At 37.6% G+C, this 20,239-nt stretch carries 12 protein-coding genes; 6 read left to right on the top strand and 6 right to left on the bottom strand.

Going from position 1 to position 20,239, the window contains the following annotated elements:
* Window positions 1-27 precede the first annotated feature (27 nt).
* From LC418_RS04035 to LC418_RS04010, 6 genes are all read right to left on the bottom strand, one after another.
* The gene (locus LC418_RS04035; RefSeq protein ID WP_420837278.1) at window positions 28-1,680 is read right to left on the bottom strand and encodes a heavy metal translocating P-type ATPase; all 1,653 of its coding nucleotides are present in this window, start codon (window positions 1,678-1,680) and stop codon (window positions 28-30) included.
* A gap of 356 nt (window positions 1,681-2,036) precedes the next feature.
* Entirely contained in the window at window positions 2,037-2,456 is a 420-nt protein-coding gene (locus LC418_RS04030; protein ID WP_047450562.1) for a Fur family transcriptional regulator, read from the bottom strand.
* Window positions 2,457-2,477: 21 nt separating this feature from the next.
* Window positions 2,478-3,359: a bestrophin family protein gene (locus LC418_RS04025; protein WP_223558200.1), complete on the bottom strand. Its 882-nt coding sequence runs from the start codon at window positions 3,357-3,359 to the stop codon at window positions 2,478-2,480.
* Window positions 3,360-3,488: 129 nt separating this feature from the next.
* Window positions 3,489-4,751 carry an efflux RND transporter periplasmic adaptor subunit gene (locus LC418_RS04020; RefSeq protein WP_223558199.1) on the bottom strand — a complete coding sequence of 421 codons (1,263 nt, stop codon included), beginning with the start codon at window positions 4,749-4,751 and terminating at the stop codon, window positions 3,489-3,491.
* A 1-nt stretch (window position 4,752) separates the two neighbouring features.
* Complete coding sequence (locus LC418_RS04015; RefSeq protein WP_223558198.1) at window positions 4,753-9,114, bottom strand: CusA/CzcA family heavy metal efflux RND transporter; 4,362 nt, start codon at window positions 9,112-9,114, stop codon at window positions 4,753-4,755.
* Window positions 9,115-9,249: 135 nt separating this feature from the next.
* The gene (locus LC418_RS04010) at window positions 9,250-9,573 is read right to left on the bottom strand and encodes a DUF6660 family protein (protein WP_223558197.1); all 324 of its coding nucleotides are present in this window, start codon (window positions 9,571-9,573) and stop codon (window positions 9,250-9,252) included.
* 405 nt (window positions 9,574-9,978) lie between these two features.
* On the opposite strand from LC418_RS04010, the gene LC418_RS20880 reads away from it, so the two are divergent.
* From LC418_RS20880 to LC418_RS03985, 6 genes are all read left to right on the top strand, one after another.
* Entirely contained in the window at window positions 9,979-10,104 is a 126-nt protein-coding gene (locus LC418_RS20880) for a hypothetical protein (protein WP_262901761.1), read from the top strand.
* Between the two features lie 196 nt (window positions 10,105-10,300).
* Entirely contained in the window at window positions 10,301-11,365 is a 1,065-nt protein-coding gene (locus LC418_RS04005) for a hypothetical protein (protein ID WP_420837277.1), read from the top strand.
* 6 nt (window positions 11,366-11,371) lie between these two features.
* On the top strand, window positions 11,372-12,547 hold the full coding sequence (locus tag LC418_RS04000; protein WP_223558195.1) for a hypothetical protein: 1,176 nt from the start codon (window positions 11,372-11,374) through the stop codon (window positions 12,545-12,547).
* 8 nt (window positions 12,548-12,555) lie between these two features.
* The gene (locus LC418_RS03995) at window positions 12,556-13,032 is read left to right on the top strand and encodes a hypothetical protein (RefSeq protein WP_223558194.1); all 477 of its coding nucleotides are present in this window, start codon (window positions 12,556-12,558) and stop codon (window positions 13,030-13,032) included.
* Between the two features lie 52 nt (window positions 13,033-13,084).
* On the top strand, window positions 13,085-19,717 hold the full coding sequence (locus LC418_RS03990) for an RHS repeat-associated core domain-containing protein (protein ID WP_223558193.1): 6,633 nt from the start codon (window positions 13,085-13,087) through the stop codon (window positions 19,715-19,717).
* Complete coding sequence (locus LC418_RS03985) at window positions 19,707-20,201, top strand: hypothetical protein (protein ID WP_223558192.1); 495 nt, start codon at window positions 19,707-19,709, stop codon at window positions 20,199-20,201. Before LC418_RS03990 ends, LC418_RS03985 begins: the two co-directional genes overlap by 11 nt.
* Window positions 20,202-20,239: the final 38 nt, after the last annotated feature.

Below are 20,239 nucleotides of genomic sequence, written 5' to 3'. Positions count from 1 at the left end.
TACCATCTACTCCCTTATCCCTACTCCCTAATTAAACTTCATCCTCTGAATCCTCACCGCATTTAAAATAGCCAGCATCGCTACTCCCACATCTGCAAATACGGCTTCCCACATCGTTGCAAGGCCTCCAGCCCCCAACGCTAAGACTACAGCTTTTACTGCAAAGGCTAAAACAATATTCTGCCAAACGATCTTTTTAGTCTGCTTACCGATATTGATCGCCATTGGGATTTTGCTCGGTTTATCATCCTGGATAACGACATCTGCGGTTTCAATCGTGGCATCGCTTCCGAGGCCTCCCATAGCGATTCCTACGTCACTAAGTGCTACTACCGGAGCATCATTTACGCCATCGCCAACAAAGGCTACAGTTTGATTTTTGGCTTTGATTTCTTTTACTTTATTGACTTTGTCTTCCGGTAAGAGATCTCCAAAAGCACTGTCAATACCCAGTTGGTCTGCCACATATTGTACAACGGTATTTTTATCCCCACTGAGCATGGTGGCTTTTACGCCCATTCTGTGCAGACTTTCGACGGTTTCTTTGGCATCGCTTTTTATACTGTCTGCAATGGTGATGTAGCCTGCAAACTTTTTATCATAAGCTATGGCAATTAGCGTGTAGACAATATTGGCGTGATTGGTATCGTAGCTGATATTGAATTTATCCATCAACTTAAAATTACCTACCAACAATTCTTTTCCATTGACTGAAACTTTTAAGCCATGTCCTGCAATTTCTTCCACATTTTCCAGGGGAAGAGAATGATCAATCTCTCCTGCATAATTATGGATTGCTGTAGCTACAGGGTGTGTACTTTTGCTTTCCAGGGCATTGACTAATTTTAGGATCTCTTCTTTATTGAATTCAGGCTGAATGCTTACTTCCTGTACTTTGAATACACCTTCCGTCATAGTTCCGGTTTTATCCATCACCACATTCTGGATCTCTGCGATACTGTCTAAGAAATTACTTCCTTTAAATAAGATTCCGTTTCTGCTCGCTGCTCCGATTCCTCCGAAATACCCCAGCGGAATGGAAATCACCAATGCACAAGGACATGAGATCACCAGGAAGATCAGGGCTCTGTACAGCCAGTCTCTGAACCGGTAATCACTTACAAAGAAATAAGGCAAAAGACAGATTCCTATGGCAAGAAATACGACAATCGGGGTGTATACTTTTGCAAATTTCCTGATGAATAATTCTGTCGGAGCTTTCTGTGCGGTGGCGTTTTGAACCAGTTCCAGAATTTTACTCAGCTTACTGTCTTCGTAAGCGGTATTCACTTTTACGAGAGCAATGCTGTTCATATTGATCATCCCGGCCAGTACGGCTTCCCCTTTTGTTTTAGTGTCTGGTTTACTCTCACCTGTGAGCGCTGCGGTGTTGAATGAAGCGGATTCAGTCATCAGTTCACCGTCAAGAGCCAGTTTTTCTCCAGGCTTCAGCTGGATGATATCTCCTATTTTGGTTTCTTTGGCTTTAATGGTTCTTGGCTGGCCGGCTTCAATGATCGTTACCTCATCAGGACGCTGATCCAGCAATGCTTTGATGTTTCCTTTGGCTCTTGAAACGGCCATTCCCTGGAATACTTCTCCTACAGAATAGAAAAGCATTACAGCAACACCTTCGGGATATTCCCCGATCACAAATGCGCCTACTGTAGCGATTCCCATCAGGAAAAATTCAGAGAATACATCTCCCTTGATGATGCTTTCATAGGCTTCCTTTAAAACCGGAAGACCTACGGGAGCATAGGCTGCCAGATACCAGACTAAACGTATCCAGCCCGTGAACCATTCTGTTTTTATATAATTGTCTAATGCTATTCCTATCAGCAACAGCACGAAAGAGATGATGGCAGGAAGAAACATCTGAAAAGGTGTTTTATCTCCTGTATCATGGGAGTGATCATGTCCGTCTCCTTCGGAATGATTGTGTGTATGAGGTTCTTTATTTTTAGGCTTTGTGCTACAACATTCTTCCATAAATACTATTTTAATGTAAAATTAAGGTTATACTCAGTGCAATACTATTGCAAACTTTCAAGGCAGTTTTCGCAGATTCCTTTGGCAAAAAGTCTTATTTCATCGATTCTGAAATTGGTCTGAACATTTTCCGGAAAGGAAATATCTTCCCTACAGGTCGTCTGCTTACATATTTTGCAGTAAAAATGCAGATGCCAGTCTTTGTGGGTTTTCTCATCGCAGCCGTCATCACATAATTTGTATTTTGTAGTGGTATTTTCCTGTATGCTGTGGACAATTCCTTTTTCTTCGAACGTTTTCAGTGTCCGGTAAATCGTCGTCCTGTCTGCATTGTCAAAATGATTTTCCACTTCCGAAAGGGAGAGTGCCGCTTCCTGGGTACTCAAAAAATCATACACCAGAATCCGCATGCTGGTGGGCTTGGTATTTTTATCGATGAGTTTGGTTTCTATATCTTTTTTCATTTGTACGATTATTTTAGTGGATCACATTTCGTAATACAAAGAATTATCTTTTTTAACAGGAATATTCTGATCTCCTATCATTTCTTTAATATTAATTTCTATGGTCTGTGCCAATGCGGTCACAGGCGTATCTACAGGTCCGTTTTCAAAAGGATCCTGCATGATAATAGATGTTTTCTCAATCGCAAGAAACATGACCGGAATAAGGAAGGTTATTAATATTTCAACAGCCAGCTGAGAATCATCCAGCCCAAACGGAAGGATGGCTGCAAAAACATAGATTAGGGTATGCAGCAAAATACTGTAAGACCTTGGAAAAACTGTATTCTTCAGCCTTTCACATTTTCCCATACTATCGCAGAGCCTGGTGATAATGTCATTCAGCTGCATCTGCTGAAAATCCGTTAGAACTTTTGAAGAAGCAATATTTCTGAGCCGTTGGGAATGTACATCCAGAAGGGCATTCGGAATATTCGCCGCTTTAATCTGATGGTCATCCAGATAATTCTGAACCCGGTCTGAAAAAGGCTGTCTTCTCAGAGATTCACCAAGTGCATAAGTCCAGATGATCTGTCTTTCTGCAAATTCCTTGATGATCTTATCTTCTCCTGCCGGGAAAAACTGGATGATCAACCTCATCAGCGTTCTTGAATCATTTACTATCGCGCCCCAGACTGTTCTGGCTTCCCACCATCTTTCGTAGGATTGGGAAGTCCGGAACGCCAGCAGCAATGATACAGCCGTTCCCAAAAGAGCCGGAATATTAAGGGGAAGTGAGATTTTCCGGAACCACGGGAGAAGGTCTAATAATCCTATGGACACAGCAAATATTCCCATATACAGGATCTGGTTTTTTATTTCACGGATGAAATACCAGATGGATATTTTCTTGTTTAGCAGCATAACTGAAGATGTATTAGAATGTTTCTTATATTCTGACTCTGAAAATGTACCGTAAACACCTCTAATTTAGGCATAAAAATCGGTAGTTTTTCCGGTCTGTTCCTATAAATTAATGAGCATTTCCTTATTTTAATGCTCATGCCCGCCGGAATTGGAAAGTTTAGCATTAACGAAAAAAGCTCCTTTCACTATAATTCTCGCATCAGAAGGAATTCCTTTTACAGGTGTAATGGCTGTATAACCCATATCTGATGTCCCTTTTATCACTTCTACTTTTTCAAAATTCAAGGTTTTTTGATATTGGGCAGCTTCTCCTTTTTCATTTTTGTGATCGTCTCCACCTTCTTCCTCTTCATGTTCCTCTGGTTTTTTATCGGTACGGATGAAGACATAATATTTTCCGTCAGCTTCTACGATGGCTTCATTAGGAACAGCAGGTGTTGTATTTTTATCAAGGCTGACAATTCCGGTGATATTCATTCCGTCAATGAGACCAGCTTTATTTCCGGTCACTGTGCCATGTACTGAGACCGTTTTGCTTTCGTTTTCAAAAGAAGATCCTACACTGTAAACCATGGCATCATATTCTGTTTCAGGATTATTGGTCAGCTTGAAATGCACGATCTGCCCTACTCTCATTTTAGGAAGATCTTTTTCAAAAACCTGCAGATCAAGGTGGATAGAATTATTATCAATAATCTCTGCCACAGGTGATGAAACATCTACATAGCTTCCGATCTGCGCTGAAATACTGCTGACGGTTCCGCTGATTGGTGCGGTAATGACCAATCCGGATCTCATATTCCCATTATTTACTTTTCCCGGACTGATTCCCATCATCTGAAGCTGTCTCAAAAGGGAAGCTTTTTTCGTTCTCAGGGTTTTAAGCTCGGCATCTGAACTCTGCAGGTTTTTCTTGGCACCTGCATCATTGTCAAAAAGCTCGCGTTGTCTTCTGTATTCTTGTTCTGCATAGGTAATTATGCTGTTCGTCGTCAGATATTCTTCCTGTAACTGGATAAATTCAGGATTGGCGATGGTTGCAATCACCTGTCCTTTTCTTACGATGCTTCCTACCTGTACATTCAGAGTTTTGATTACTCCGCCGTACAGAGAGGTGATGGTGGCCTTATTATTATTGGGAACTCTCAGAAGTCCGTTTGCTTTGACAGTGGACGTAAGTTCCTTCATTTCTATGGGACCTAAAGATATTCCGACCGATTTGATCTGTGCTTCCGTTAATGAAGCGATAGTCTGCATTGCTTCTTCATGACCGCCTTCAGCTTTTTCAGTCTTTACTTCGGGGTTTTCTGCCGGCGTTTCTTTTTTTCCGCAGCTTATAAGTAAAAGTGCCGTGACGATCAGATATATGATATTGTGCTTTATTTTCATGTTATTTATTGATGATTGAATTAATGGTAACGACAGATTGATTGACCTGCTGAATGGATTCTAAATATTTCAACTGAATGTTGGTGGCGGTCTGCAGGGCAAAAAGATATTCTACGTAAGAGATTTCTCCTGTTTTGTAGCCTAACTGAGCTGCCTTGACAATTTTTTCAGCGTTCGGAATGGCCTGATTTACATAATATTCATACTGCTGTATATCCTGCTGATACTGCCCGAAAGCATTTTCAAGCTGTGTCGAAAGTTGTTTCTGCTGCATCTTCGCATTGGTTTCAGCGGCGTATTTTTCGTATTCCAGAGACTGCATTCTAGCTTTTGTTGCTCCAAACGTCAATGGAATGGCAACGCCTACAGAAAACGAATTGAAACGGTCTCCGGCATTATAGAATTTCTCCTGTCCGTTTTTGGTGTGTAAACCTATCAGTGACTGGCTCGTCAGACCAAGACTGAATTCAGGAAGTCCCTGGGATTTTTCCACATTTTTATTCTTTTCAGCAATTTCCATTTCATGATAAAAAGCTTTAACCGTAGGATTATTGGCTACTGATGAACTGTCCAGAATATTTTCTGTCTTCAGGGGTTCGTAATCACTTTTAAACGGAACTTCGAAATTTTCGGAAGTATTCAGTAATGTCTTTAGATTTTTATAGGCATTATTTAAATACACTTCATTCTGTTTCAGCAACAGACTGATTTCTCCTTTTTGGGTTTCTGCCGTGTTAATTTCAATCTTCTTGATATCTCCTGCTTTAAATCTTACGGTCGCGATCCTGATAAAATCCTGATAAAGACTGTCAAGATCTTTCAGTTTGAATTTATTGTACTGAAGATATTCGATCTGATAATAATATGTTCTTACCTGTTTTGTAAGTTCGTTTGCCGAAACTTCTTTATCGATCTGTCTGGTTTTTATATTTTCAGTGATCAATTCTCTCCTTGCTTTGAAGAGCGTAGGAAAAGGAATACTCTGCGAAATGGCAAATGACTGGTCGAATTTCGGACTGTTATACTGCCCCAACTGAGCTTCAAAGTTTAATTTGGGAAGTTCTTTTACCGTTCCTTTCAAAGCTTCGGCAGATTTTATATTCAGATCCTTTGATTTTAAAACCAAATTATTTTCGGCGGCCATTTCTACTGCCTGATCTACGGAAATCTGTCTGGTCTGCGCATTGAATGTCTGTCCGAACATCAGAAATCCAAGAACAATAACTGTTGTAACTGGCTTAATTCTATTCATCTTTCGTGGAATCTTTGAATTAAAAATAATATAGAGCATCGGCAGAACAAATAAGGTAAGGAATGTAGCGGTAACCAATCCTCCGATGACTACAGTCGCCAATGGTTTCTGTACCTCTGCTCCTGCTCCTGTAGAAATTGCCATCGGCAGGAATCCTAAGGAAGCTACCGTTGCGGTCATCAGAACGGGTCTTAGTCTGGTTTTTGTTCCTTCATATACTCTCTTCAATACATCTGTCTCACCCTCTTTTTCCAGCTGGTTAAAAGTTCCAATCAAAACAATTCCGTTAAGAACTGCGACTCCGAAAAGAGCAATAAACCCGATTCCGGCGCTGATACTGAACGGCATATCTCTTAAAAGAAGGGCAAATACACCTCCGATGGCACTCATCGGAATGGCTGTAAAGATTAAGGCAGCCTGCTTAAACGAGTGGAAGGTAAAATAGAGCAGCATAAAAATCAGAAACAGGGAAACCGGAACAGCAATCATCAGACGCTTGCTGGCTTCCTGCAGATTTTCAAACTGTCCGCCATAGGTAAAATAATATCCGGAAGGTAACTTGATCTGTTTATCTAATTTCGCCTGAATATCTTTCACCACACTTTGTACATCACGGTCTTTAACATTGAATCCGATCACAATTCTTCTTTTTCCTTCTTCACGGCTGATCTGTGCAGGACCCAGTTTATAGCTGACATTGGCCACCTGGGAAAGCGGAATCTGTGTTCCTGTCCCGGTAGAGATCATTAAATTATTCACATCATCGATATTCGTTCTGTGAAGGCTGTCGAGACGGACTACGAGATCAAAACGCCTTTCGTTTTCAAAAACCTGTCCGGCTGCTTTTCCAGCAAAGGCTGTACTTACAGCATTGTTTACGTCTTCTATATTTAAACCATAATTGGCCATTCTCGTTCTGTCGTATTCTACGTTGATTTGGGGAAGTCCGCTTATTCTTTCAATCTGCGGAGTCGTCGCACCGTCAACGGTCTGGATGATCTTTCCTACTTTATCTGCATAAATAGACAGCGAATCCAGGTTTTCACCGAAAATTTTAACGGCAACATCCTGTCTGATCCCCGTCATCAGCTCATTGAAACGCATCTGAATCGGCTGGTTCTTTTCAAAGAACACTCCGGGAATAGTTTCTAATTTCTCACTAATCTCATCAGCAAGTTCTGTGTATGATTTTTTTGATTTCCATTCTTTTTGTGGTTTTAAAACGACAATCAGATCGGAGGCTTCGGGAGGCATAGGATCGGTAGGAACCTCAGCAGAACCGGTTTTTCCCACAACCATTTTCACCTCATCAAACTGTTTGATAAGTCTTGAAGCCTGCATGGAGGTTTCGATACTCTGGCTAAGTGAACTTCCCTGCGGCAGGATACAGTGGAATGCATAATCTCCTTCCTGCAGCTGCGGAATAAATTCGCCACCCATATTTTTGAAAATAAAGGCACTGACGACGAAAATGAAAACTGTGGCCGAAACAATGATGTATTTTACTTTAACAGCTTTCTGCAAAATCGGCTGATAGATCTTCTGCAGGAAGTTCATCATCTTATCTGAAAAGGTTTCTTTGTGCGAAATCTTTTTGGACAAGAACAGGGCGCTCATCATCGGAATATAGGTCAGTGAAAGGATTAATGCTCCTAAAATGGCAAATCCTACTGTTTTAGCCATCGGGGTAAACATTTTCCCTTCTACTCCGGCCAGTGTAAGGATCGGGATATAAACGATAAGGATAATAATTTCTCCAAAAGCCGCACTGCTTCTGATCTTTGATGCGGAAAAGAAAACTTCCTCGTCCATTTCATTTTGGGTAAGATTCCGTACCGATTTTCTTACACCTAAGTGATGTAAAGTGGCTTCAACAATGATTACGGCGCCATCCACAATCAATCCGAAATCTATGGCCCCGAGGCTCATCAAATTAGCACTGACTCCAAAAACATTCATCATTCCCAAAGCAAAAAGAAGGGATAATGGAATGGCAGACGCTACAATCAATCCTGCTCTCAGGTTGCCAAGGAAAACCACCAGGACGAAAATAACGATCAGCGCACCTTCAATAAGATTTTTTTCTACGGTATTGATGGCTCTTCCTACAAGATCTGTTCTGTCTAAGAATGGTTCTATCACCACATCATCGGGAAGTGATTTCTGAATAGTCGGAATTTTAGCTTTAATGCGGCTGACCACTTCGTTACTGTTGGCTCCTTTCAACATCATGACAACACCGCCTACCGCATCTACTTTACCGTTGTAGGTCAATGCTCCGTAACGTACTGCACTTCCAAGACGCACATCTGCAACATCTTTTATAAAAATCGGAACGCTTCCTGTTTCATTTTTAACGGAAATATTTTTAATGTCCTCCAATGAGGTTACAAAACCGATTCCACGGATGAAATAGGCATTCGGTTTTTTGTCTATATAAGCCCCACCGGTATTCTGGTTGTTTTTTTCTAGGGCTGTAAAGATATCGGAAATGCTTACGCCCATTGCTTTAAGGCGGTCAGGATTTACCCCTACTTCATATTGTTTCAATTCTCCTCCGAAGCTGTTGATTTCTGCAACGCCCGGCGTTCCGTTCAGCTGTCTTTTGACAATCCAGTCCTGCATGGTGCGAAGCTCTTTGGCAGAATATTTTTTTTCGCTGCCTTTTTTCGGATGGAGAATATACTGATACACTTCCCCAAGACCTGTACTTACAGGGGCAAGTTCCGGCGTTCCCACTCCTTTGGGGATTTCTTCAACAGCCAGCTTCAACTGTTCATTGATCAGCTGTCTGGCAAAATAAACGTCTACATTTTCTTTGAATACCACAGTGATCACGGAAAGCCCGAATCTTGAAATACTTCTGGTTTCCTGAATATCCGGAACATTGGCAATACTCTGCTCTATGGGAAAGGTAACAAGCTGCTCCACTTCCTGTCCTGCAAGTGTAGGACATACTGTGATGATCTGCACCTGATTATTGGTAATATCAGGAACCGCATCTATGGGTAGCCTTGTAGCACTCCATACTCCCCAGATAATGAGAAGCAGGGTCATGATACCCACTACCACCTTGTTTTTGATACTGAATTTTATGATTTTATCTAACACGATCTGTATTTAATTTTTTATTGGTAATAACTGCATACGACGATAATGCCGTTGCAAAAATATCACGGAGACCTCTGCAATGGTATTGCAAAGTTCAATAGATAGAAAGCCTAACTTTCTAATAATCAATAAAAATTAAATCTTAGGGGGTTGCCAGATATGGTCGTACATCTGGTAAGCGAAATTGTTTTTCTGGAAAAGAATTTTCTTTGAAAAGTAAGCCTGAACATGACTCGGAATTTCAAACAATGGATCCATTTTGAAAGAAGATACCGTCATTTGACAGCAACTGCATGTACACATTGGTGAACAGATATCTCCTTTATCTTTTGAATGGGATTCCTGAATATTGAATGACAGTTTGATTTCTGAAGGCCCTGAAGGACGGTGCACATCTTCGCAGGGCATCAGTGATAATGCCATGAAATAGAATGCAAGTATCCATCTTAACAGGTTCATATGGACAAAGGTAAAGTTTTTTTCTAAAAAGGAAAGACCATAGAGTGATTTATTATATTTTTAGCATCCAATTTCTTTCTAAGGAGCATTAAATTTTTAAAAAATAAATTAATACTGATAAACAACTATTTACAAGTTCAAAATCGGTATTTTTTGATTTTCCCCGCTTAATATTTTTTGATTTAAAAAAGTTTTTAACTAAAATTATTATGCTTTTTTTTAATTTGTCATCATATAATTCCCATTTTAATGATTTGTATCATTATTGTCAGTTTTTGATTTAAATATTTTTTATTTTTGCTGAAAAACCATAACCTTATTACTTAAAAAACACAGCCTTCAGTTACTCACCTACTGACATTTTACATAACCATTTTTAAAAACACTTTTACTGAAAAAAAAATTATGAAACAATCTTTATTAATTATTCTGAGCTTTTCAGCTTCATCACAATTTGCACAGAACCGGAATACAGATAGCTCAAGTGCTACTCCTTTGAACAGGTTTACAGAAGCAATTGTTGATCTCTAAGGCCAACAATACAAAAGTCACACCGATCCTTTTCAGAAGGATGGACTAATGAATCCACAATGCGTAACCGTCATTCTTTTAGTAATGCCACTGCAAAATACGTGGGAAAATATTGATGAAGGACATTTAGTAATGCAGAGAAACTTACCTAATTTATTTAATTGAACAAAAAATAAACAACTATAAACAGATGAAAATTAAATTATTATCACTGGCCTTATTGGCATCATCTTTCACATTTGCACAGTTATACACTCCTGCTGGTGCAATACAAGCCTCTTCAAATAATTATATTGGTATCGGAACCAATGCTCCTGAAGCTAGTCTTGATATTAATGCAAACAGCAGTATTCCTATCATTAGAGGTAATGGGACCTATATCCCGACCGGCCTGAGGTTTATTGATGATTCATATACACAATCCGGCCAGGTAAAGGAATGGAGTATATGGAAAGGAAATACATGGGCAAAAGGGTTGGGATTCATGAGATATGATGCAGTCAACCGTTGTGCTGGCGGAATTTGTGATGTGCCTTTATTCTTAGCGGACGATGGTAATATAGGTATAAATACAAGTTCACCTCAAGAGAAACTTTCTATTTATGGGAAGCATTATACTTCTACAATCTTATTGCATGCAGATAATGATGGTAATGCTCCTGCTGATTTAATGATTTGGGCTTCTGAACCAGGATTAACCTATTCCGGGGTGGGTATTGGGAATAATATAAAAAATTTTTTGAATGGGGGCAGTATGGAAAGAATAAACCCTTCAAAAGGAGGCTCATATATTCGATTGTTAGATAATGAGATTAATTTTAATTTAGTATCTAATACAGGAATCAAGCAACAGACTTTGGCTTTACATTCCAACGGCAATGCCTCACTGCAAGGTAAATTTGAAGCCAAAGAAGTAAAAGTAACTCTTACACCAACAGCAGATTTTGTATTTGAAGAAAACTATAGCCTGCCTAAACTTGAAGATGTAGAAAAACATATCAAAGAGAAGAGGCATCTTCCCGAAATTGCTTCAGCAAAAGTAATGGAAAAGGAAGGCGTAAATGTGGGTGAATTTCAAATTAAGCTGCTGCAAAAAATAGAAGAGCTTACTCTATACTCAATAGAGCAAAATAAGCAAATAAAAGCTCAATCAGAACAAATTAGGTTACTTAAGGAAGAAAATAAGGTTCTAAACATACAATCTGAAAAAGTCGAAAAACTAGAGAAACAAATTGAAAAACTTCTTTCTGAAAAAAAATAAAACACTATGAAGAAAAAATTACTGGCTGTGGCCTTACTTATTTCAACATTTTCTTTTGCACAATTATATTCACCTAATGCGGGTGTAGCCGTGACAACTAATCCAACTTCTAATAATGTAGGCGTAAGGACAGCTAACCCAAGAACAGCACTAGATGTTCAAGGAAGAATATTAGTGGATGAAGGTATTCCTGCTTCTGGAATCGCAATAAGGGCTTATGATACTTATTGGGCCAGAGGTTATAATTTTTTGGATGCAACGGGAAGTACAAATTTAGGAGGATTTGGTGCTGTAGGAGATGCTAACAAAATAGATTCATATTATATTGGGAAGGAGTATAATAATGCTGTTGTGAATTTTTATCCTTTAGACAAAAAAAGTATATTTTCTGGAAATGTGGGAATTGGGACTTTTACTCCCGAATATAAATTAGAAGTGGATAATGGTTTTATAACTTCAAAAATTTCTGACTATGCAGTTGCGCCTTCAAATAAAGTAGGTTTTCTTATCAATGAATTAGGTACTAATATTTTTGATATCTCTTATGCTAGAGATGGCTTAGGGACTTTAAAAATGAAAACATTTCTTGATCACCCTATTACTTTTGGTACAAATAATATTGAAAGAATGAGGATTAATGCAGCCGGTGATATAGGAATAGGCACTAATTCTCCGGTATATAAGCTTGATGTAGTAGGAAATGCCCAATTTCAAGATATTATAAGTGGGGGATCTAATTCATGGATTTTTCACACACCAGATGACGGCCGAAAAACACTTCATATAGCTTATGGAGGTGCAAACGCATGGGAATGGGGCAAGGCATTCGTGTTGTCAGGAGAGACAGGTAATGCAGCATTAAATGGAAAGTTTGAGGCAAAAGAAGTAAAAGTAACTCTTTCACCAACTGCTGATTTTGTATTTGAAGAAAACTATAGCCTGCCTAAACTTGAAGATGTTGAAAAACATATTAAAGAGAAAAAACATTTGCCGGAAATTGCTTCTGCAAAAGTTATGGAAAAAGAAGGAGTAAATGTGGGAGAATTCCAGATCAAACTGTTGCAAAAGATTGAGGAATTGACTTTGTATACTATAGAGCAGGATAAAGAAAATAAATCTCAATCCGAAGAAATTAAAGAACTAAAAAAACAAGTCCAACAACTTCTTTCCACTAAAAAATAAAATCACAAATGAAAACAAAATTACTTTCTACATTCTCATTGTTTATAGGCTTTTTAGGCTTTTCACAAACTGAAGTCTATTTCAAATATGACGAAGCCGGAAACCAAAGATACAGAGGCCCTAATGTTGCAGGAAAAACAGCTCCCACTGACACAGCAAAACAGGAAACTAAAACAGTAGCTCCCTTGCAACAGCAAGAAGCTCTTGCTATGGATGAAAAAACCTTCTTGAAACAGATAAGGCTCTATCCTGTACCCGTTAATGACGTTCTTACCATGGACTGGACTGAAGAAGCAGATGATCTTATAGAATCCGTTTCACTGTATCAGCACAGTACGGTACACTGGAAATTTCAGCAACAGAATATTCCGGGGCTAAACCGTCAGCTGAAGATTAATATGACTGGGTATGACTGGGGTGTTTATATTCTACGTTTTACATTAAAAGACGGCAGAGTGTTTAGCCGAAACGTTACAAAACGATAAGCTATTTATCTGATTCGTCATCTAACAATTTATTAACACAAAGAAAAAGAATATGAAAATTTTCTATTCATTCATAATATCCTGTCTCTCAATATTAGGGTATTCACAAACTATACTATACCAAGCTGAAAGCACCTCGCGAACGGTTCAGGATCCGCAAACCGTAGTGCTTGCACAAGGGTTTCACGCAACATCAAATATATCCAATCCTTTTGTTGCTAAAATTGGGCCTGGTACGGAGAACCCGGGGGGAGGACCTGTGGATTCAGGAGCTGGTGCGGGTAATCCTTCTGGTACTACAGCACCATCAGGACAGAGCTTTCATGACACTAAAGGAAACATTGAAGTGAACGGAGCTGGGCAACTTCAGTTTACTATACCTATTGCTCTTCCACCTGGGGTAAAAAGTGTAGCTCCACAAATTAATCTTGTTTATATCAGTGGTTCAGGTAATGGAATTGCAGGGTATGGCTGGAATATTTCAGGAATCACTACCATTTCGAGAGTTGGGAAAACGGTTGAGACTAATGGCGAAACGAGAGGAATCAAGTTAGATTATTCTGATTATTATAGCTTCAATGGACAACGACTGGTTTTAAAATCCGGAGAATACGGTAAGAATGGAGCTGAATATGTTACGGAAAAATATTCGAATGTCAAAATAAGATCCATCGGATCTGTAACGGGAGAAGCCTGGCAAGGTCCTGAATATTGGGAAGTGACTTTTGAAGATGGTTCTCAGGCTTGGTACGGAGCAATTGCTTCAGGAAATAGTACAGCCAGAACACCCATAGAATACAATATTGTAAAATGGAAAGATGCGCAAGGGAATCATATTAATTATAATTATACCCAAACATTATCCAGCAACGTTGCCTCTATAGCAAGTATAGAATGGGGAGGGAATGATCTATTAAGTAAAGCAAACTTTAACAGTATTATTTTTAATTATAATACAAACACAACAAGAAACTTAAAAGAAACATCTTTTATAAATGGTATTTCAATTCTCCAAGATAAGTTGTTAAATGATGTTGTTGTAAAATCTAATGGAAGTACATTTAAAAGGTACGCAATAGAGTATTTTAATAATGGCACCAATTATCAGCTAGTCAATAAAATTACGGAATTCAATTCTGAAAATACAAGTGCTAATCCTGTGACATTTTCATATCCAAATTTAATCTCATCAACAGGAGATTATTATGGTGTTTTGCCTTATAACAGTGATTCTTTTGAGAATGTCAAGCTCACCGGAGATCTTAATGGAGACTCTTACTTGGACTTTGTTATGAATAATGGTATTGTAAAACTTGGTGCTTTCAACGATGCATATACAGATGTTTCGACCGGTAAAATTTTTAATAGTGAAGCAAAGGTTGTCAGTACCTTATTAGACGAAGAAGGCCAGATTTATAATGGAAATGGCATTGTACAATATGAAGAAGGTAAAATTGTAGGTTATATCTTCAGAAATAATAATTTTGTCAAAGTATTTGAAAAATTAGTATATGATGAATCACAATGTACGCAAAGTACAACTGATCCTCATCCTGCAGGTTGTAGAATGTTACTTCCTACATTGAATGAAGGTGATCTTAACGGAGATGGTATCTCAGATATATTTTTAACACTGAGGCAAGAACTTTGCCAGTGGATTCCTGATCCTAACTGTAGCGATCCTAATTCTTCCGGAACGACTAATCGCCCTGATCCTTGTACTATTCTTAGGTGTGCTACTTATGAAATAGATAACTTCATTGTGGATTTAAAGAATCAAAATAACCCATTATCAACATATACAATAGATACTGGAATTAATGAAAGCATTTATGGCAATCAAAAATATTTAGATATTGACGGAGATGGAAAAGTTGAAATTATCAATGTTTCAAATACAGGATATACCGCTTTTGAGTTTATTAAAACAGCCTCAGATAAATATTTGAAAAAGATAAAATTTACAGGAAATCTATCTGAAGTTAAAAATCCTGAAACTCCTATCTTATATGGGGATTTTAACGGAGATGGAAATCTTGATTTTACAATTCCTGTAACAGATAACCAGGTAGATGATAACTGGCGATTTTACATGGGTACGGAAAATGGTTTTCAAAGTGTTTTAAAGATTAATTTTCTTAAATATAGAAGTCCCAACCAACCAGTAACATGGTCGTTGATTGATCGTCATTTTTATTCTATTTCAGACACCAATAAAGATGGAAAATCCGACATTGTTTTTATTTATTCTAAAAATACTGTAGGAGGTGTAGATAGTTATGGAAATGCAACATGGAGAAAGTTACAATATGAAGTTAAAACGCTGCATGGAAATGGTGGTACTGATTTTACCGCCGGCTTAAACAGTACAAGCCAATCATATACTATTAGCGGAGGTGACCTTAGTTTATTTCAACCTATAATTAACCCAATTAAGTCCAACAACAGCTATTACGACATTTTTTTGTTTAATAAAACAAGAGTACACAAATACAGAGCACAAACCTCCTTAGCTGAGTTAACTAGAATTACAGCAATTAATCAGGGCGGTCTTATAACGACGGTAGATTATAAAGAACTTATCCCTGAAAGTAATTCATTTTTTTATAACAAAATCAAAAAAGAATATTATCCATACTTCTCTTTAAACAGAGTTGATCAGTCTTATGCTGTATCACAGTTGAAACTGGAAGGGAAAAAACAAGATTTCAGGTACAGGGGTATGACCGGACATTTGCAAGGGAAAGGCTCATTAGGGTATTATCAGTCCGTACGTTCTTCGTGGTATGCAGATGGAACTGAAAATACCAAGATCTGGTCAGGAGTAGAAATAGATCCGCTTATGAATGGAGTTCCTGTAAAGGAATGGTCTATCAGAACAAATGATGAATCAAAAATTTTCCCAACAGATATCTCTGAGAACAACACCCAGCTATTAAGCTTTAAGTCCACTATTTATCAAGAAGATAAACTTTTAAACGGACAGTTAGTAACCACACCTGTTTCAGAAACTGATAAACCTAAAATTGTAACGGCAATTATTCCAAAAAGTACTATAACTAAGGAATTTTTAACAGGAACTATCACTACAGGCAGTCTTACCTACGGAGATTATTATCTTCCAGCCCAAAGTGTAACCAATGTGAATAACGGATATGCTATAACAACTTCTACATTTAAATATATCCATAATCCAACAGGAGCGGGATCAGCTTACTATATTGGAAGACCAGAATATAAAACTGATATTGTACAGGCCTATGGTGATACAAAATCTGCCAAGGAAGAATATATTTATGACAATAACCTTTTAAAAACACTTAAAACCTGGAACAGAGATAATACCGGTTATCTTTTGGAAACATATGATTATGATGGCTTTGGAAATGTCACTCAAAAAACGATCAGTAATAGTATAGATTCCCAGGTACAAACTAACAAAGCTGTATATGAACCTAAAGGAAGATTTGTAGAAAAGAAAACCGATAATTTAGGACTAGAAACCAATTTTATTTACAATGATTCGGGACAGATTGAAAAACAAACCGATCCACTTGGAAATATACTAGTCAATAAATATGATGCATGGGGCAAACTTCTGTCTTCCAAAACCAATTTGGAAGGTATTACAACTTATCAGTATGTAAAAGATGCCAATTCCAATATAACAATTATACAGTATGACCCTAATGGTAATGTATCAAAAAAATATACTAACAAACTGGGACAGGAATATAAAGTTTCAACCAAAGCATTCACGCAAGGACAATTTGTTTCAAAAGAAACTCAATATGATATATTGGGAAGAAAAACTGCAGAAAGTGAACCTTTCTTTGAAGGGAGTAATCCTTTTCAATGGAACACAATTACTTATGACGATACGGTTTTCCCGGCAAAAATAACGGCAAAATCATTCAATGGAAAAGAGGTAGCGACTTCGGTTTCAGGTTTAACAACAACAGTAAAGGAAAACAATGGTAATGCGCGAACGACTACAAAAACGGCAGATGCTGTTGGAAATACAATTTCATCTTCTGATAAAGGAGGGATTATTACATTCTCCTACAATGCTGCAGGAGAGCAAGTTCAGGCTAAATATGCTGAAAATATTGTTACTACAAAATACGATTCATGGGGAAGAAAATCAGAATTTAATGATCCATCCAACGGAATCTATAAATATGAATATGATGGTTTCGGCCAGCCTAAAAAAATAATAAGTCCAAAAGGTACTAAAGAATACACTTACAATACTTTCGGCCAGCTTATTTTGCAGAAAGAACTGTCTACAACCGATGGCGGGCAGGCAACTAATAAAGTTATTACATACCAATACGATGATAAAGGAAGGATAAGCTCAAAATCAGGAACATCCAAAGGCAAAACATACAGCTCCAGTGTTTCTTATGATCCGCAAGGCAGAGTTTTATCATCTTCAGAAAGCAGTAACGAAAAATATTATATCCAGAAAGCAATTACCTATGATGATAAGGCAAGGGTTATTTCTTATGAGAAACAGTTATATTCGTCAGGCACTCTCACAAAAGTCCAGATTGAAAATAACTACAGTGCCTGGAGCGGGGAATTATATCAGGTAAAAGATAAAAACTCAGGAAAAGTATTATGGGAACTTAATGAAACAAACGCTAAAGGGCAGGTACTTCAAGCCAAATTAGGAGCAGCCAGCATTAACAATACCTATGATGTCAATGGCTTCTTAACTAATGTAAATCATTCCTCATCCGTTAAGCCGTCTATTCTTCAACTCTCTTATTCATTTGACGCAATTAAAAATGAATTGAAAAGCAGAACCACAGGAGGAGATTTTAATATTACAGAATCATTCGATTATGACGATAATAACAGACTCATCAACTGGACCAATCCTGTCACCGGAATCAAACCTGCTACAAATAGAAATATTTACGATGTTAAAGGTCGGATCATGGAAAACGATCAGGTGGGAACAATTAAATTTGAGAACCCTGCCAAGATCTATCAGCCTACCGGAATGACTTTAAATGCTGCCGGAACTCAGAACTACAACAATGATCTAATCCAAAGCATTGCCTACAACGAAAATAATGACCCCGTTTTCATTGATGGAGAAAAAGGAGATGTTGCCTTCCAATACGGCTTAACCAGCATGAGGCAAAGAGTGACTTATGGAGGAAACTTCAGCATCGATGGGGATGGTAAATTCACCAAGTTCTACAGTGAAGACGGAAGTTTTGAAGTGCTCAGGGACAATACTACCGGAAAGGAAAAGCACATTCTATATATCGGAGGAAATCCTTATGAATCAAATATTGTATATTTAAAGAACTTTACAGAGAGCATCGGTTCTTACAAATTTCTGCACAAGGATTATTTGGGAAGCATACTTGCTGTTAGTGATGAAACAGGAAATAAACTTGAGCAAAGACACTTTGATGCATGGGGGAATTTCACTCATCTGCAGATTGGAAACGGAGCCATTATCACTGATAAAAATATAATTGATGCGACTTCGCTATTAGTAGAAAGAGGGTACACAAGCCATGAGCATTTTGCAGAAGTAGGAATCATCCACATGAACGGTAGATTGTACGATCCATTATTAAGAAGATTCTTAAATGCTGATGAAAATATTCAGGATCCCTACAATACCCAGAATTATAATAAATATGGGTATGTACTCAACAATCCACTGATGTATAATGATCCAAGTGGAGAGGTCCTTCCTTTCTTAATTGGTGTTGGGCTAGGATATTTTTGGGCTACAGTGATATCCGGTGCAATTGTCGGTGCTGTAATAAGTGTAGGCATGTATGCCCTTCAGGCAACATTAAATAATAATTGGTCCTGGGGTGGTTTTGCAAAATCTATTCTAATAGGAACTATTACAGGAGCCATTTCAGCAGGAGCTGGAGAAATATTTAGCGCTGGAGGGTTCTGGGCTACGGTTGGAAATGGAGCCCTAGCTGGTGGTGGAAGCGGAGGTATTGTTTCATTAATTAATGGTGATAATTTTTTAAATGGAGTTTTAAAAGGAGCGGTGATTGGTGGTGCAGTGGCTGCTGTGAGTTACACTGTTAATTATTATGCTCAAGGATATAATAAGGTTAAATATAAAACTACCTCTTCGGATATTAGCGGTAATACATATGATGCTAGTATAAGTAATGAAACAATGCAAAATGATGTAAATACAATGAGAAAAAACTTTACAAAATCAGAAATTAGCGAATTTGGTGTAGGTAAGGATACCGTTGGATTTGGAGGTAGTGATGGACTTATTTATCCTGGAGATGGCAGTAAAGTTTATGCATATACCACTCCAAAAAATTTCTGGACGGGCAAATCTAATATTGTATATGCACCAATAACAGCCCAAAACAAAGAACTTTTAGCTGCAACAATGGTACATGAGACTGGTCATGCATATTCTCAAAAATTAGGTTTGTTTGATGTACAGCTAAAAACTGATACCAGTGAACATTTAGCTATGTCCAAATTGGAACATGTATATGCAGATAAAAATCTCATATCTAACTCAACAAGATTAAAAAGTAATTTTTATATGAGACCATCTATGATTAATAAACTATATAATGGATTAAACCAAATTTCTCGAAGTGTAGTTGATAATGCATACAATAAACTCATGCCAGTATTTAACCGATTTATGTTTTATGGAAAATAAAAAAGCAAAACTAAAAACTCTATCATTGATTGTGTATATCATTTTTCACCAAAGCTGCATAGCTCAAAAAAAAGATAATCATCATCTAGTATACAAGGATATTCTGTACTATAATGGAGTAATTGATGAAATTAAATCTTACGATAGTAAAACTGCAATTTATCAAGTAAAACAATTATATCCTGATGGAAATTATAAGACAAAAACAGTCACAGTAAATCTAACAAAAAAAAATATTAAGGAAATTTATGATTTGTATTTAAAACTACAATCTAAAAATTTGCACAATTGTGTATTTACTGATAATAATGAACTCCTATCAAGTTCAACAATTAGTTTTAATAAAAATGAAAATGTGGAGAACTTGCCATGTAATACAGATTTGAAGGATAAGGAGAAATATGATCAAGTTGAAGCAAAATTATATGATTTTATTTTGCCTACGTATAGATTGATATATCCAGATGAATTTATACAGAAATAAATAGCAATAGGTGTACTGTAGCAGCAGTTTCTTATCTA

The organism is Chryseobacterium lathyri, assembly GCF_019970085.1.
In the GTDB taxonomy this organism is placed as follows: Bacteria; Bacteroidota; Bacteroidia; order Flavobacteriales; family Weeksellaceae; genus Chryseobacterium; species Chryseobacterium lathyri.
The sequence above is the reverse complement of the archived record's forward strand: the minus strand, read 5'-3'. Positions and strand labels throughout refer to the sequence as shown.